The organism is Halobacillus halophilus DSM 2266, assembly GCF_000284515.1.
Lineage (GTDB): Bacteria > Bacillota > Bacilli > Bacillales > Halobacillaceae > Halobacillus > Halobacillus halophilus.
In genome coordinates this window covers 2,428,432-2,443,702 of record NC_017668.1, presented here as the reverse complement: position 1 = coordinate 2,443,702, position 15,271 = coordinate 2,428,432, and the positions used below count along the sequence as shown (strand labels likewise).

The following is a 15,271-nucleotide window of genomic DNA, read 5'->3' as shown; positions in this document are numbered from 1 at the left end:
TTTCGCTACATATGAAGTCAATTAAAGGATATAGAGGTTGAGAATGGACAATAAATTAAAAAAATCCTTAAAATTCAGTTTAAGTATTGCCGTTATCACATTCGTGTTAGCGGCTATTTTTTCAGTTATATCATCCTCCGTTTTAAGCGGAGTTATGTGGATTATTGGACTTGTTATCGTTTTCATTATTGTGTTCACAGGTGTTATATTTGATATGTTAGGAATTGCAGCAACAGCTGCTCATGAGAAGCCCTTCCATGCGATGGCTTCAGAAAAAGTATCAGGTGCTAAAGAAGCCATTATTATCGTTAGGAATGCTGACAGGTTTGCTAGCTTTTGTAACGATGTTATTGGAGATATTTCTGGTATAGTAAGTGGGACGGCATCAGCAATTGTAGTCCTGCAAGTGGTAAACGTATTAGGATACAGCGATGGTTCGACGGTACAAATTACAATTTCTGTAATTTTAACGAGTATAGTAGCAGCGCTTACCGTTGGCGGAAAAGCATTAGGTAAATTCTTTGCCATTAATTCCTCAACTAAAATCATCTTTTTTGCCGCACGAGTTATTGCATGGCTGGAGTCAACCACAAAAATCAGGATTTTATCGAACGCATCGTCAACCAATAAAAAAACAAGATAATTACAAGGGGGTCCATTAATGGATCTGAGTAAAATTGATAATCCTTCACTCCTGAAGGAAATGAATACAAAACAACTAGAAGAACTGGCAGAGGATATGAGGCAGTTTTTAATTGGCAATCTTGCTGCTACCGGTGGGCATTTAGGTGCTAATTTGGGTGTGGTAGAGCTCACTCTTGCTCTGCATAAAGTATATACCAGCCCGCAGGATCGTTTGCTGTGGGATGTAGGCCATCAGTCTTATATTCATAAAATCCTTACAGGACGTGGAAACCAATTCAGTACATTACGAAAGTACAGAGGTTTATGTGGTTTTCCAAAAAGAATTGAAAGTGAACATGACATTTGGGAAACAGGGCACAGTTCTACCTCTTTATCCGCTGCAATGGGTATGGCGATCGCACGTGATCTAAAGAATGAAAATCACTCCATTCTTCCGGTAATTGGAGATGGTGCATTAACAGGAGGTATGGCACTTGAAGCTCTGAACCATATTGGTCATGAGAAAAAGAGTGTAACCGTTATCCTAAATGACAATGAAATGTCCATAGCTAAGAATGTTGGAGCTCTCCATGGTGCTCTTGGGCGTATGAGAAGTGCTGGTAAGTATAACCGTGCAAAAGATGATTTAGAGTGGCTGCTTAAGAAGATTCCTGCAGTAGGGGGAAGGATTGCTCAAGCCGCTGAGCGTCTAAAAGATAGTATGAAATATTTCGTGGTTCCGGGGATGTTCTTTGAGGAGCTTGGCTTTACTTACTACGGGCCAGTAGATGGACATGATTTCGAAGATTTGTTGGAAAACTTAAACTACGCGAAAAAAACCGAGGGTCCAGTTATTGTTCATGTTATGACTCAAAAAGGGAAGGGATACCACCCTGCTGAAAGTGATGTGAAAGATAAATGGCACGGAGTAGGACCTTATAAGATCGAGTCTGGAGAAAAGATTAAACCATCTTCTGCTCCTCCGGCATGGAGTTCTGTAATCAGCGAAACGTTGCGCAGGGAAGCGCGTACCGATGACCGCGTTGTTGCTGTGACCCCTGCTATGATTCTTGGATCTAAACTTGAAAAATTCGGTGAAGAATTTCCAGATCGCTTATATGATGTAGGTATTGCAGAACAGCATGCTACTACGTTATCGGCAGGTTTGGCCACTCAGGGCATGAAACCCTTCCTGGCTATTTATTCAACCTTCCTGCAAAGGGGCTATGATCAAGTTATTCACGATGTTGCCAGACAAAACCTTAATGTGATTTTTGGTATTGATCGTGCTGGACTTGTCGGAGCTGATGGAGAAACTCATCAGGGTGTGTTTGATATATCTTTCCTTCGCTCTGTACCCAATATGGTTATTTCCATGCCTAAAGACGAAAATGAAGCTCAGCACCTTGTGCATACGGCTGTAAAATATGATGATGGTCCTATTGCTATACGTTATCCTCGAGGCAATGCAGAAGGGGTGGATACCGATGAAGAACTCCACACCATTCCGATTGGAAGCTGGGAAATTCTTAAAGATGGAAAAGACGGAGTTATTCTTACGTTTGGAACCACCATTAAAATGGCTTTAGAAGCAAGTAAAAAGCTCGAAGAAGAAGGAATATCCATTTGTGTGGTGAATGCAAGGTTTATGAAACCCCTGGATGATTCCATGCTTCATGATCTTATGAAAAAGGACATCCCTGTACTAACTGTTGAAGAAGCGGTTCTTCAAGGAGGCTTTGGATCCAGTGTCCTGGAATTTGCAGCAGAAGAAGGTTACAGGTCTCAATGGATAAAACGCATGGGAGTCCCGGACCGCTTTATAGAACATGGAAGTGTACCGGAGTTGTGGGAAGAGATTGGCTTAACAGAGGAAAAAATTATTGAAAATTTAAAAGAAATGATTCCAACTAAACAGCAGAGGGCTTAATTAATGGGAAGAAAAATTCGTTTAGATGTTTTATTAGTAGAAAAAGGATATATTGAAACCAGAGAAAAAGCTAAGCGCACAATAATGGCTGGGCTGGTTTTTTCTGAACAAGAACGGTTGGATAAACCCGGAGTAAAAGTTGACGAGAACCTTCCCATCACGGTTAAAGGAAAAGCTATTCCTTATGTGAGCAGAGGCGGGCTTAAACTTGAAAAGGCTCTAAAAGAATTTGATATTCAGGTAAAGGATAAAATAATGATCGACATTGGATCATCTACGGGTGGTTTTACTGACTGCGGTCTAAAAAACGGGGTCAAGATGAGTTATGCCGTAGATGTTGGGTATAACCAGCTGGACTGGGGGTTGAGAAATGACCCTCAAGTCGTTGTGATGGAACGGACAAACTTTCGTTATGTAACGCTGGAAGACTTAGCTTATGGTCCACCTGAATTCGCGTCTATCGATGTATCGTTTATTTCTCTGCGTATTATCCTTCCTGTGCTTGCCAAGCTTTTAACTCGTGGGGGAGATGTAGCCGCACTCATAAAACCCCAATTTGAAGCAGGTCGGGGACAGGTAGGTAAAAAAGGGATTGTAAGAGATGCGAAGATTCATACGGATGTCATTCATGGCATTCTTGAATTCGCTAAACAGCATGGGTTTTCTTCGAAAGGATTAACCTTTTCTCCTATAACAGGAGGGGATGGAAATATAGAATTTTTAGTACACCTTTGTCTGGATGGGGCCAAAATGGAACTAAACCAGACTGAGGTGGATGATGTGGTTAAAAGAGCACATGAAGCGCACAATGGATAAACAGGTTGGAAGGGCTTTTAACAGCCCTTTTACTTTGGATGGTTTTTGAAACGGAGGATTACCATGAACAAGGGACAGCGTCACATAAAGATACGAGAGTTGATTACCAATGATGATATTGAAACACAAGATGAACTGGTGGATCGTTTAAAGGGTATGGGATATAACGTAACACAGGCGACAGTTTCCCGAGATATTAAGGAACTCCACCTTGTGAAAGTACCTATGATGGATGGCCGTTATAAATACAGCCTCCCGGCGGATCAACGTTTTAATCCGTTTGAAAAGCTCAAGCGATTAATGATGGATGCTTTTGTTAGTATCGATCGAGCTGGCCACTTTATCATTTTAAAAACCCTTCCTGGTAATGCTAATGCTGTAGGAGCACTTGTAGATAATTTAGAGTGGGAAGAGATAATGGGTACAATTTGCGGGGATGATACTTGTTTAATCATCTGCCGAAGTGAGCACCAGACTGAAACTATAAGTGAACAATTGCTAAATATGCTATAACTGAGGTGGAGCGTTTCATGCTAACTGAATTATCAATTCGTGACTTTGCAATCATCGATCATATTTCAATCACTTTTAAGGAAGGTTTGACAGTATTAACAGGTGAAACAGGAGCTGGTAAGTCAATTATCATTGATGCCATACAATTATTATCCGGTGGAAGAGGCTCAGTGGAGTTTGTACGGCATGGAGCAAAAAAAGCCGAAATTGAAGGTTTATTTACCGTGGAAGCGGATCATCCTATTCATAGCAAGACGGAACAATTCGGTGTAGATATTAGTGAAGATGGAATGGTCGTTCTTAATCGGGCAATTACTCATCAAGGGAAAAGTATTTGCCGGGTTAACGGTAAATTAGTAACTCTTGGGATACTAAAAGAATTTGGCCGGGCTCTGATTGATATCCATAGTCAACATGAGACGCAATCGCTAATGGATCCGGAGAGACACATTGAACTTCTGGATTTATTTGCTTCCTCAGAAATGAAGTCTTCTATGCAGGAGTACCGCCGTGTTTATGAAAAATATCGTACGTTGGTGAATCGATATAAAGAACTAAGTGAAAATGAACAAGAAATGGCTCAGCGACTTGATCTTTTAGAGTTTCAGCTTCATGAACTTCAAGAAGCGGAACTTCAACCGAAAGAAGATGAGGAATTAAGTGAAGAACGAACTAAATTAAATAATTATGAAAAGATTTATCAAGGTATCCATGATGCTTACTATTCTTTATATGGAGAGCAAAAAGGTCTGGATTGGTTAAGTCACGCGATGACTTCTTTGGAAAGCACAGGTGATTTTGATGACAGTCTGGCTAAAATGTCAGAAGAGCTTTCCAATTCGTATTACTTAATCGAGGAATTGACCTTTCAATTAAGTTCACAAATGGAGAACCTGGAGTTTGATCCTGAACGGTTAAATCAAATTGAATCCAGATTGAATGAATTGAATCGATTAAAGAAGAAGTATGGTGCAGACGTCGAGGAGATGCTGGAATATGCATCCAGAATAGAGGAAGAGATAGACGAGATTAAAAATAAAGATTCACGACTTGCCAATATGGAAAGTCAAATTGATGAACTGGGGCAGGACGCGGTATTAGAGGCGAAGGATCTGCATGATATTCGGAAGCATGTTTCAGAATTATTAGCTGGTTATATTCATGATGAGCTAAAGGATTTATATTTGGAAAAAGCTGCTTTCGATGTTGATATTTCTATAAAAGAAGGAAAACAGTCTGATCCTGTCCTGGATGGTAAACCAGTCCGTTTGCAATCGAATGGTTTTGACCATGTTAAATTTTTAATTACGACTAATCCAGGGGAACCTCTAAGAGAAATACATAAAGTAGCTTCCGGAGGGGAAATGTCTAGAATTATGCTTGCTCTCAAACGCATTTTCTCACGACATCAAGGAGTAACAAGCGTCATTTTTGATGAAGTGGATACAGGAGTAAGCGGCCGCGTGGCTCAAGCTATAGCTGAAAAAATTTATGGAATATCAGAAGGTTCTCAGGTTCTTTGTATTTCTCATTTACCTCAAGTGGCTGCGATGGCAGATACTCATGTAAGAATTGAAAAACGAGTAGATAATGATCGTACTTACACCGGGGTTTCGGAATTGTCTCATCAGGAAAAAGCTGATGAGTTATCTCGCATGATTACAGGAGCTGAATTGACGGAGACAACTCTTGAGCATGCAAGAGAATTGTTAGAGATGGCACATAAACATAAATTAAATAAATGATATGAACGTATATTGGGGAAATTAAAACGTATGGATCAATCCATACGTTTTTTTAATGGTCCCAAAAATAGGATTAGCCTAATGCTTTAATATATACCATGGTGAATGTTTCATGCCAAGGGAATCGGTACTATATTTACTCAGTTTATACTGGTTTAAAAAGTGGCCTTGAAGACCACATTATAAGTAAGCCAAGAAAGTTGGTACTGGAGTAATAAGGAGTGTTGAACCCTTGAATCATAAGTTGACAAGTAAACATATATGTGGTTCTGTTCTCCTGCTGTTGATGCTTATATTACCTTTATTCAGCCCCCTTCAGAAATATCTTGCTATTCCAACAGAAGTGAAAGTAACTACTTCTGCTGAAATAGAGGCAGCACCGGTTTCAAGTCATCCTAATGAAGCCTGGACAGCATTTTCATCTACAAATGACAACCAGGTATTTCATGAATTTGCCGGCGTTCCTTTGAAGAAAACGGACATAAAAAAAATGAAGGATATCCGATTAATCCCTGGAGGACAATCGGTAGGCGTAGAATTACACACAAAAGGAGTCCTGGTTGTGGGACACCATCTTGTAACGGGAGAAGCGGATGAGAAAACATCTCCAGGGGAAGACGCCCGTGTTCAAGTCGGGGATATTTTGTTAAAAGGAAATGGTGAGGAACTCAATAGTATGGAGGATCTATCCTCCCTTGTAAAAGATGCAGGGAAAGATGGAAAAGCCATAAAATTCACGTTAAAAAGAAATAAAGAGATCATGACAACGACATTAAATCCATCGTTTAACAAACAGGAAAAGGAATATCAGATCGGGTTATATATCCGTGATTCTGCAGCTGGAATTGGAACGATGACGTTCTACCATCCAGATAGTAAAAAATATGGAGCTTTAGGCCATGTCATTTCAGATATGGATACGAAAAAGCCTATTGAAATTCATGAAGGAACCATTGTACGCTCTCACGTTACGTCCATTGAAAAAGGAAGTCAGGGCGTTCCTGGTGAAAAACGGGCTGAATTTTCCTTAAAGGATGACCGTTTAGGTACGATCACAAAGAATACACCTTTCGGCATCTTTGGAGAATTAGATGGCTCGATGGATAATAAATCCTATCCAAATGGTCTGCCTGTAGGCTATGCTGAGCAGGTAGAAGAAGGACCTGCAAAGATTCTTACGGTGTTGGATGGAGACAAAATGCAGACGTTTGATGTAGAAATTGTCAGCAATATGCCTAAGAAAAGCCCTGTAACAAAAGGTATGATTGTAAAAATTACCGACCCTAAACTGTTGGATAAAACGGGGGGAATTGTACAGGGAATGAGTGGAAGTCCTATTATTCAAAATGGAAAAATTATTGGTGCAGTTACTCATGTGTTCGTTAATGATCCTACTAGCGGATATGGAGTCCATATTGAGTGGATGCTTCAAGAAGCCGGTATCGAAATATATGAAAAACAACAAAAAGCAAGTTAAAAAAGGAGCTCCTCGTGAGCCCTTTTTTATTCGACAAAAAACGACATTAAAACTTCGGATATGTCGAATAACTGCGATTTTATAAGTATTTTTAAGCATTTTGAAGATATCATCCTATTTTGAATATTATTTGTTATAATGAAAAGGGATAGATTTCCTCTATGTCGAATATAAGTATTCAAGCAAAAAGAGGGATAATTTTGTAAGGAGGAAGGTAAATGGAAAAAATAAAAGTATGTTTAGCGGATGATAATAGGGAGTTAGTCAAACTTCTTCAGGAATATTTTGAAGACACCAATGATATCGATGTAATCGATGCCAGCTACAATGGTAAAGATTGTCTGCAAATGGTAGAAGAAAAGAAGCCTGACGTGTTAATCCTGGATATTATTATGCCTCACTTAGATGGACTGGCTGTACTTGGAAAGCTGAAAGAATTTGATAAACAGCCAGAAGTCATTATGCTAACGGCATTTGGGCAGGAAGAAGTGACTAAAAAAGCTGTAGAACTAGGTGCTGCCTATTTTATGATGAAGCCTTTTGACCTGGATCATCTTGCGGAACAGGTTAGACAAATCAAGCATGCTGGTGATCCAATTAACCGTGCACTTGGCAGCAGTTACACCTCAACCAAATCTAAAAAGCCGGATCTTGACACAAGTATTACTCACATTATTCATGAAGTTGGCGTCCCAGCTCATATCAAAGGCTATCAATATTTAAGGGAAGCCATTACGATGGTTTATCGTGATCTTGAACTCCTTGGATCCATTACAAAAGTCCTCTATCCCGACATTGCTACTAAATACAATACTACAGCCTCAAGAGTCGAACGTGCCATTCGTCATGCGATCGAAGTGGCGTGGAATCGTGGAAATATCGATGCTATATCTTCTTTATTCGGCTACACCATCTCGCATACAAAGGCCAAGCCGACAAACAGTGAATTCATTGCGATGGTTGCTGATCGTCTACGTTTAGAGCATAAGGCTTCGTAACAATAAAACATATAAAGTAAAGTCTGAAACTGAATAATGCCTTCTTGAACCTTCTATTATCGGGTGAATTTCGCCCATCCGATAATAGAAGGTTTTTATTTAATTTTAATCCGTTACATATAGGTAGGTTTTAGTGATAGATCGAAATTTATTTTATTCAGGACATAAGCTTATGTATATCATGAGCAAGGATAGGGTTATCGTATATCCCTTGATCTATGGCATTTAGATAGGGGATCAGGGAGAGATGAGCTTTATCATCCAGCAGATGAATCCCGTGTCTTTTTATTAGTCGATAACTGAAGGGCAGTTCTAAATATTGAAGTATTACATAGCGGTGCCCCGTTTCAACAAATGTACATAATATTTCAATTTCACCGTCTTCAGGATAAAATCTTGATCCACCAAAACCATCCCTTCTATATACCATCAAATTCTGACCTCCTTCTCCAAAAAGTAACAAATATATAAACCTGCACTTATTATACATCATTTTCTATGGGATTTGCTTCCATTTTAAAAAATATAAAATGGTAACTTATGTTTTTAAATCATTTCGGTTCATTTTCCCGACTAATTTGTGATACAATTCTTAATTATTAGTAACTTTGTGGATTGATGGGGTGTTTACATATGAAAGTAGTAAAATTTGGTGGAAGTTCTGTATCTAATGCGGAACAAATAAAAAAAATTACTGACATTATAGAAGCAGATAATGAAAGAAGTGTTATTGTGGTCTCTGCTCCAGGTAAACGATTTTCTGGAGACGAGAAAGTAACTGATCTTCTCATTAAACTTGGGGATTCTATACATGGCTCTTCTTTTGACAGAAACGTTTATGATCAAGTGTTAAATCGGTTTCGAAGTAATGTTAACGAACTCGGACTGCGTGAAGAAGTTTTTACGGCGGTCCAAACTAAGATTGATGAAGCCATGATCTTAATCAAAGAAGGTGTACCCTATGGGATGGACGCTTTGAAATCATGCGGAGAAGATGGCTCAGCGTTAGTAATAAGTGCCTATTTAACGTTCAGGAACCAAAAAGCATCTTATGTTAATCCGAGGGATGCAGGTATAATCGTTCGAAATCAATTAGGAGGCGCTTTAGTACATGAAGAGAGTTTTGAGAGACTTTATCAATTAAGAGAACGTGATGGAATCTTGGTTATTCCAGGCTTTTTTGGTTTTACACCTAACGGTCAGCTTGTTACCTTTTCCCGCGGAGGTTCAGATATAACGGGTGCCATAGTAGCTGCCGGGGTAAAAGCTGATCTTTATGAGAATTTTACAGATGTTGACTCTGTTTATTGTGTGAACCCAAACATTGTAGACAATCCTAAACAGTTGACCTCCCTTACCTATAGGGAAATGCGTGAATTGTCTTATGCTGGGTTCTCTGTATTTCATGATGAAGCACTTATTCCTGCATTCAGAGAAAAGATACCAGTTTGCATAAAGAATACAAACAATCCTGAAGCTCCAGGTACTATGATTGTATCTGAACAGCCGGATCGGGAAGGTCATGTAGTTGGGATAGCAAGTGATCATGGCTTCCTGAATATCTATGTAAGTAAATTTCTTATGAATAGAGAGATCGGTTTTGGACGCCGCTTGCTCCAGATATTAGAAGATGAAGAGGTTTCATTCGAGCATGCTCCTTCCGGTATAGACGATATGTCTGTGATCCTTAGGGATTACCAGCTTCCTAAAGAGAAGGAAGAAGTGGTGGTTAAGCGGATCAAAGACGAATTGGATGTTGATATGGTTCTTATTGAGAGAGATATGGCCATGATTATGATAGTTGGGGAGGGCATGAACCAGGCCGTAGGATTAGCCAGTCAGGCTGCCACAGCTTTTAAGGATGCCGGGGTTAATATAGAGATGATTAACCAGGGTTCCTCCGAAGTTTCCATGATGTTTGGTGTGAAATCTGAATCGCTTACAGCCGCTGTGCAAGCTCTCTATAAGAATTTTTTTGAATGATTAATAAAACGAAGCTGCTTTTGAAGCAGCTTCGTTTTATTTTTTGTACAATTGGTTTTGTAAATCTTCGGCTGTATTTATTCCCTCATTCATGGTTAAGCGCATAAGGTGACAGAATAATTCAGAAGTCATAATAGCATCGTTTAAGGCATGATGACGCTCACGCTTTTCGATTCCGAGGTGTTTGAGCAGCGGATCGAGCTGATGTTTGATGTCAGGGAATAACCATTGCGCCATTAAATGGGAATCAAGAACCTGCGGATGATAAGCTGGCAGCTTCCATCTTTTTAACATGGCCTGCAGGAACCTCATATCAAATTTCGCAGGGTGAGCGACCAAAATAGATCCTTCACTAAAATCCAGGAAATTTTGGAAGCCTTCTATAAAAGGACTTGAATTTTTAAGGCGTTCTTTCGTGAGTCCCGTTAACCTTAAAGTCTGCTTATTTACAGGTCTGATGGGACGGATGACCTGGTGAAGCTTCTTTCGGTAACACGAATCAAGACCATGAATCCTTACAGCGCCAATAGAAATGATTTCGTGACCGATCTCTGGAAGAAAACCAGTGGTCTCGAGATCGAAAATAGTATAATCTACTTCATTAAGATTCTTTTTAGCAATTTCGAAATCGGGTTCGTACGTTTGCAGCTGACGTTGAAGGTTTCCATAACTTTTCCACTTTAAATAAGGTTTAATTTTATAATGGTAAATGGGTTTTTCAAAAAATATATATTTAAGAATCTGTAGGTCCACGGGCAGCATTACATCACCCTATTCCGGTTGTAACTCAATTCAAGTACTTGCTGAAGCCGTTTAGCAATAATCAATGCTTCTCGCAAAGAGCGACGCTCCTCTTTGTTCATTTGCGTAAGTTTTAGATCATTGGACAAAACTTCTTTATTTTCCAGCTGCTTCAGATTTTCCTTTAGACGAAACAGCATTAAACGATGCAGAGCTGTTTTAGCATTTTCGACATCTCTAGGGTGGAAGCGTTCATGTTCAGCTAATGCGTTCAGACGGCTCACGGTATTAATGTTTTCAATGCCGTATTTCATGCTATAGATTCTTACAGCATTAACAATCTGCATAATAGCTGACTTTTTCAAATTAAGAGTCCGCTTTTTTCCTACACCTGAGATACGTCCAAACGGCTGGACAGGGACCCGGAATCTTAGCGTGTCTTTCATTAAAAGCTGATGAAGGCTTAGTGATTTCTGAACTCTCTTAGTCACATACTTTTTTAATTCGTAAGCGAGTGAATAATCCCCAAATATAGGCCGGAAATCCATGAAAATGGTAAAGTCACGAATTTCTTCTGCATCCATTTTTTCTATCCAAGTGTCTACACTTGTATGCCATTCTGTCATTTGTTTGCGCCATTTTTCTTCTTTTGCCATGATTCCACCATTACAATAAGGGAATCCACATTCATTTAACATATAATTAATTTTCGTAGTAAATTGCTCAAAGTAAGCTTTAATTCTTGTTTTATGCTTCGAATGATTGTAATCAGCTAAAATCAATCCGTTGTCCTGATCAGTAGAAAAAGCCTGCTCCTTCCGTCCTTCACTTCCCATGACCAAAAAGCAATAGTTGATGGGAGGGGCACCATGACCTTCCGCAATCATTTCATCTTCAGCAATTTGTACAACCTGTTTATGGATACGATCATTATAGTTGGTCATAAGTTCAGCGATATCATAGGCAAACATATTATCATCAATTAAGCTGGCGATGAATTTTTGGAATCTTTGGTTATAGGTTGGAGAAAGTTCAATGATTTCCTGGATCGTTGACGCATTCGAAATTCGATAAGTAAGATCAAAATACACCGAGTTCTTGATCGTAAAGAAAGATGATTGACGAAGGATACCTACAATCTTATCTTTATGAAGAACTGGAATGATTTCAGTTGGGTGGTGTTTCAGGTAACTAAGCGCATCATAAATGAATTCTTGTTCATTGATTTCGTATGCTTCCTGAGACATATAGGCCTTCACCGGATTATTGTGATCGTTTTCGAAATAAGCGCGAAGGATCTCACCGTACCCTATCATCCCTAGCATCGTTTTTTGATCCTCACTTACAATTAAAGCTTCTATTTTCTGTTGTTGTAACATACGCGCAGCCTTTTCAATGGAAGATTCAGGGTGTATAAATGTTGGTGGTTCCATATAGGCGTCGGCACGCTTTTTATAGAGATCGCGGTCATCCTGATCATCAGTTGTGGAACTCTTGTATTTAACTTCATCATACAGACTCTTCATTAAATTGCTGATTCCATCCATGACGACTTTTGAAAACTGTGTATTATTAGACATCACTTTCAAAAAGGATTCTCGCTCAAAACAGATGGTTTTCACAGGTTCTAAAGCCTGGACAGAAAATCTCATTTCACCGCTGGTTAAGAGAATCATGACCCCTATTAAATCCCCGGGGTAATAAAAGCGGACAGATAACTGCTTTCCATTGGAACGATGCATAATATTATTCGCGAGACCGGAGGTGAGAAAATGGATGTCAATTGAATTATCTGATTGGTCTTCATGAATAATAAATTCATTCGTGCTGTACTCTTTCACTACAGCTTTTCCGAATACGTCTTCAAATTCCTCTTCTGCTAACAAATCAAAAGGGTATTGATTCTTAAATAACTCAAACTCTGTCACAGAGCAAAACTCCTTCATTTCGAACTACGATTTTGGTCAAAGCGTCCTTTTGTGAGGTTTCTTTTCCTGTCACGGTGAAGAATGAATCCACCAATAAAGGCAAGTCCTCCTAAGAAAAAAAGCAAGCCGGCAGCTCCTTGTAAAGCTATGTGAAAAAATATAGGGTGAAATTCACCGAATAATGCATCCCGCATTAATTTTATGCCATAAACCGCAATGATTCCGGGAGTTGCTAATAACAGTAAAGCAATTATGCGCATAGTTAGTATCTCCTTTTTTAACAATCATTATCTAGTATACCAAATGCAGAATGATGTGGGAATACAATCCCACTTGCTAAAAAGTGCATAATAAGGTAGGATAAAGATGCGCAAATTATTGCAGGGTGTGATAATAATGAAACGTGTATTGATTGTCGGAGCAGGCAAAGGTGGAACAGCCCTGTTAAAACTGCTGAATGAAACAGATCGAATGAAAATTGTAGCAGTGACAGATATTAACAAGGATGCTGTAGGACTTGGGTTAGCAGAGGCCATAAACATCCCAACAGGTGCTCACTGGCAGGAGTATATACATAAAGATATAGATATAGTAATTGAAGCTACAGGAAATGACGGGGTTTTTGAAGAGATTAGAGCCCGTAGAAATCAGAAAACGGTTGTTATTCCAGGATCCGTAGCTTATATTACATCAGAGCTTCTCGAAGAAAAAGAAGCACTCGTTCAGGAATTGAAACGCCAGACTGAGAACCAGCATCTTATATTAAACAGCATTCACGATGGTATGATCGTAATTGCACCTGATGCCAAAGTCTCTTTTGTAAACCGAAGTGCGGAACAGATTTTAGGTATGGATAAAAAGTCTATTATTGGAAGATCCATCCAGGGGGTAATTCCGGCTTCAAGATTACCTCAGCTATTGAAATCGCGGGAAAAAGAAGTAAACCAGAAATTGATCCTTGAAAATGGGAAAAAAGTTATAACGACAAGGATTCCTATGATTGGTGCTGGCGGGAAAGTTATTGGGGCGTATGCCGTTTTTCAGGACATTACAGAAGTAGTAGATCTGGCAGAAGAAATTACCGATTTAAAAGAAGTAAAAACGATGCTTGAAGCGATCATTCAATCTTCTGATGAAGCTATATCGGTTGTGGATGAAAATGGAAGCGGTTTAATGGTTAATCCTGCTTATTCCAGAATTACAGGGTTATCAGAAAATGAAATTGTAGGTAAGCCTGCCACAGTGGACATATATGAAGGGGAAAGTATGCATATGAAGGTCCTCAAAACCCGACGTCCAGTTCGGGGAGTGAGGATGAAGGTGGGCCCTCACAAAAAGGATGTATTAGTAAATGTAGCACCAGTCATTGTAGATGGAAAATTAAAAGGCAGTGTCGGAGTTCTACATGATGTGACAGAAATTCAGTCTTTAACCAGCGAACTCAGAAGAGCGCGTCAGATTATTAGGAGTCTTGAAGCAAAGTACACGTTTGATGACATTATCGGTAATTCTTCAGAAATGACGCTTGCTTTGGAACAAGCAAAAGTAGGAGCAAGGACTCCGGCTACCGTTTTACTGCGAGGGGAATCTGGGACTGGTAAAGAACTTTTTGCTCATGCCATTCATAATGAGAGTGAGCGGCGCCATAATAAGTTTATCCGTGTAAATTGTGCTTCTATAGCTGAAAGCTTATTAGAGAGTGAACTGTTTGGCTATGAAGATGGAGCTTTTTCCGGTGCTAAGCGTGGGGGGAAGAAAGGGCTGTTTGAAGAAGCCAACTCTGGGAGCATTTTCTTAGATGAAATTGGAGAATTAACCCTGCCCATGCAGGCAAAGCTGCTTCGGGTTTTACAAGAGAAAGAAATTTTAAGAGTGGGGGGCACTAAGCCGGTACACATTGATGTACGTGTAATTGCTGCTACCAATATGAATTTGGAAAAAGCGATTATGAATAAATCTTTTCGTGAAGATCTTTATTACCGCTTAAACCGTCTTCCGATTTACATCCCTCCTTTAAGAGAGAGGATAGAAGATTTAAAACTCTTGGCTGAGCACCTGATTCAAAAACTGAATGAAGATTATGGCCGGCATGTAACTTCTATAGATAAGCAGGCTTTCCAGCAATTAACTGCCTACCATTGGCCCGGGAATGTAAGGGAGCTCGAAAATATTATTGGACGTGCCATGATTTATATGGATCATTTAGAAGATGTAATACTTCCTAAACATATCCCGAACCTTACGAAAGAAACTTCAACAGCTTCCGGTGCGAATACATCAGGAAATCAGTGGCTAGGGGAGACACTTCAGCAAGCCGTGGATGAATATGAAAAAAGACTCTTAGCGGACGCTTTCCGGGCCCATGATTTTAATAAGACACAGACCGCTAAAGCCCTTGGCATATCCATTCGAAACTTCTATTATAAATTGGATAAATACAATTTAGATAAACATAGCATGCAAAAATAAGCATAAAATGCAAAATTTTGCACGGTTGTGAGTTTCGAAACAGGCAG

At 39.5% G+C, this 15,271-nt stretch carries 13 protein-coding genes; 9 read left to right on the top strand and 4 right to left on the bottom strand.

Going from position 1 to position 15,271, the window contains the following annotated elements; all coding sequences use genetic code 11:
* Positions 1-43: 43 nt before the first annotated feature.
* The 7 genes from HBHAL_RS12040 (at position 44) to spo0A (ending at position 8,103) form a co-directional block, all read left to right on the top strand.
* Positions 44-643, top strand: a complete 600-nt coding sequence (locus tag HBHAL_RS12040) for a hypothetical protein (protein WP_014643705.1) — start codon at positions 44-46, stop codon at positions 641-643.
* A gap of 18 nt (positions 644-661) precedes the next feature.
* Positions 662-2,554: a 1-deoxy-D-xylulose-5-phosphate synthase gene (gene dxs / locus HBHAL_RS12035; protein ID WP_014643704.1), complete on the top strand. Its 1,893-nt coding sequence runs from the start codon at positions 662-664 to the stop codon at positions 2,552-2,554.
* 3 nt (positions 2,555-2,557) lie between these two features.
* Entirely contained in the window at positions 2,558-3,370 is an 813-nt protein-coding gene (locus HBHAL_RS12030; protein WP_014643703.1) for a TlyA family RNA methyltransferase, read from the top strand.
* Between the two features lie 63 nt (positions 3,371-3,433).
* A complete protein-coding gene (gene ahrC, locus HBHAL_RS12025; RefSeq protein WP_014643702.1) occupies positions 3,434-3,883 on the top strand; it encodes a transcriptional regulator AhrC/ArgR in 450 nt (149 codons plus the stop codon).
* Positions 3,884-3,900: 17 nt separating this feature from the next.
* Entirely contained in the window at positions 3,901-5,628 is a 1,728-nt protein-coding gene (gene recN / locus HBHAL_RS12020) for a DNA repair protein RecN (RefSeq protein WP_014643701.1), read from the top strand.
* Positions 5,629-5,860: 232 nt separating this feature from the next.
* Positions 5,861-7,105, top strand: a complete 1,245-nt coding sequence (spoIVB, locus tag HBHAL_RS12015) for a SpoIVB peptidase (protein WP_014643700.1) — start codon at positions 5,861-5,863, stop codon at positions 7,103-7,105.
* A gap of 218 nt (positions 7,106-7,323) precedes the next feature.
* A complete protein-coding gene (gene spo0A / locus HBHAL_RS12010; protein ID WP_014643699.1) occupies positions 7,324-8,103 on the top strand; it encodes a sporulation transcription factor Spo0A in 780 nt (259 codons plus the stop codon).
* Positions 8,104-8,260: 157 nt separating this feature from the next.
* Here the strand turns inward: spo0A and HBHAL_RS12005 are convergent, their stop codons facing one another.
* Complete coding sequence (locus HBHAL_RS12005; RefSeq protein ID WP_145956043.1) at positions 8,261-8,536, bottom strand: hypothetical protein; 276 nt, start codon at positions 8,534-8,536, stop codon at positions 8,261-8,263.
* A 200-nt stretch (positions 8,537-8,736) separates the two neighbouring features.
* On the opposite strand from HBHAL_RS12005, the gene HBHAL_RS12000 reads away from it, so the two are divergent.
* Positions 8,737-10,086, top strand: coding sequence for an aspartate kinase (locus HBHAL_RS12000; protein ID WP_014643698.1), 1,350 nt, complete (start codon positions 8,737-8,739; stop codon positions 10,084-10,086).
* Between the two features lie 36 nt (positions 10,087-10,122).
* Here the strand turns inward: HBHAL_RS12000 and HBHAL_RS11995 are convergent, their stop codons facing one another.
* Genes HBHAL_RS11995 through HBHAL_RS11985 form a run of 3 tightly spaced genes read right to left on the bottom strand, consistent with a single transcriptional unit; the run spans position 10,123 to position 13,015 of the window.
* Positions 10,123-10,848, bottom strand: coding sequence for a 3'-5' exonuclease (locus tag HBHAL_RS11995; protein WP_014643697.1), 726 nt, complete (start codon positions 10,846-10,848; stop codon positions 10,123-10,125).
* The gene (locus HBHAL_RS11990) at positions 10,848-12,755 is read right to left on the bottom strand and encodes a DUF294 nucleotidyltransferase-like domain-containing protein (protein WP_014643696.1); all 1,908 of its coding nucleotides are present in this window, start codon (positions 12,753-12,755) and stop codon (positions 10,848-10,850) included. Before HBHAL_RS11990 ends, HBHAL_RS11995 begins: the two co-directional genes overlap by 1 nt.
* Before the next feature lie 14 nt (positions 12,756-12,769).
* Complete coding sequence (locus tag HBHAL_RS11985) at positions 12,770-13,015, bottom strand: DUF2627 domain-containing protein (RefSeq protein WP_014643695.1); 246 nt, start codon at positions 13,013-13,015, stop codon at positions 12,770-12,772.
* 136 nt (positions 13,016-13,151) lie between these two features.
* On the opposite strand from HBHAL_RS11985, the gene HBHAL_RS11980 reads away from it, so the two are divergent.
* Positions 13,152-15,224 (top strand): sigma 54-interacting transcriptional regulator, encoded by a 2,073-nt coding sequence (locus HBHAL_RS11980; protein ID WP_014643694.1) that lies wholly within the window; start codon positions 13,152-13,154, stop codon positions 15,222-15,224.
* The last annotated feature ends 47 nt before the right edge of the window (positions 15,225-15,271 follow it).

Excerpts from the sequence above, each read along its gene's own strand:
- HBHAL_RS12040 (WP_014643705.1), top strand. The coding sequence starts at position 44 with ATGGACAATAAATTAAAAAAATCCTTAAAATTCAGTTTAAGTATTGCC.
- dxs (WP_014643704.1), top strand. The coding sequence starts at position 662 with ATGGATCTGAGTAAAATTGATAATCCTTCACTCCTGAAGGAAATGAAT.
- HBHAL_RS12030 (WP_014643703.1), top strand. The coding sequence starts at position 2,558 with ATGGGAAGAAAAATTCGTTTAGATGTTTTATTAGTAGAAAAAGGATAT.
- ahrC (WP_014643702.1), top strand. The coding sequence starts at position 3,434 with ATGAACAAGGGACAGCGTCACATAAAGATACGAGAGTTGATTACCAAT.
- recN (WP_014643701.1), top strand. The coding sequence starts at position 3,901 with ATGCTAACTGAATTATCAATTCGTGACTTTGCAATCATCGATCATATT.
- spo0A (WP_014643699.1), top strand. The coding sequence starts at position 7,324 with ATGGAAAAAATAAAAGTATGTTTAGCGGATGATAATAGGGAGTTAGTC.
- HBHAL_RS12000 (WP_014643698.1), top strand. The coding sequence starts at position 8,737 with ATGAAAGTAGTAAAATTTGGTGGAAGTTCTGTATCTAATGCGGAACAA.
- HBHAL_RS11995 (WP_014643697.1), bottom strand. The coding sequence starts at position 10,848 with ATGCTGCCCGTGGACCTACAGATTCTTAAATATATATTTTTTGAAAAA.
- HBHAL_RS11985 (WP_014643695.1), bottom strand. The coding sequence starts at position 13,015 with ATGCGCATAATTGCTTTACTGTTATTAGCAACTCCCGGAATCATTGCG.
- HBHAL_RS11980 (WP_014643694.1), top strand. The coding sequence starts at position 13,152 with ATGAAACGTGTATTGATTGTCGGAGCAGGCAAAGGTGGAACAGCCCTG.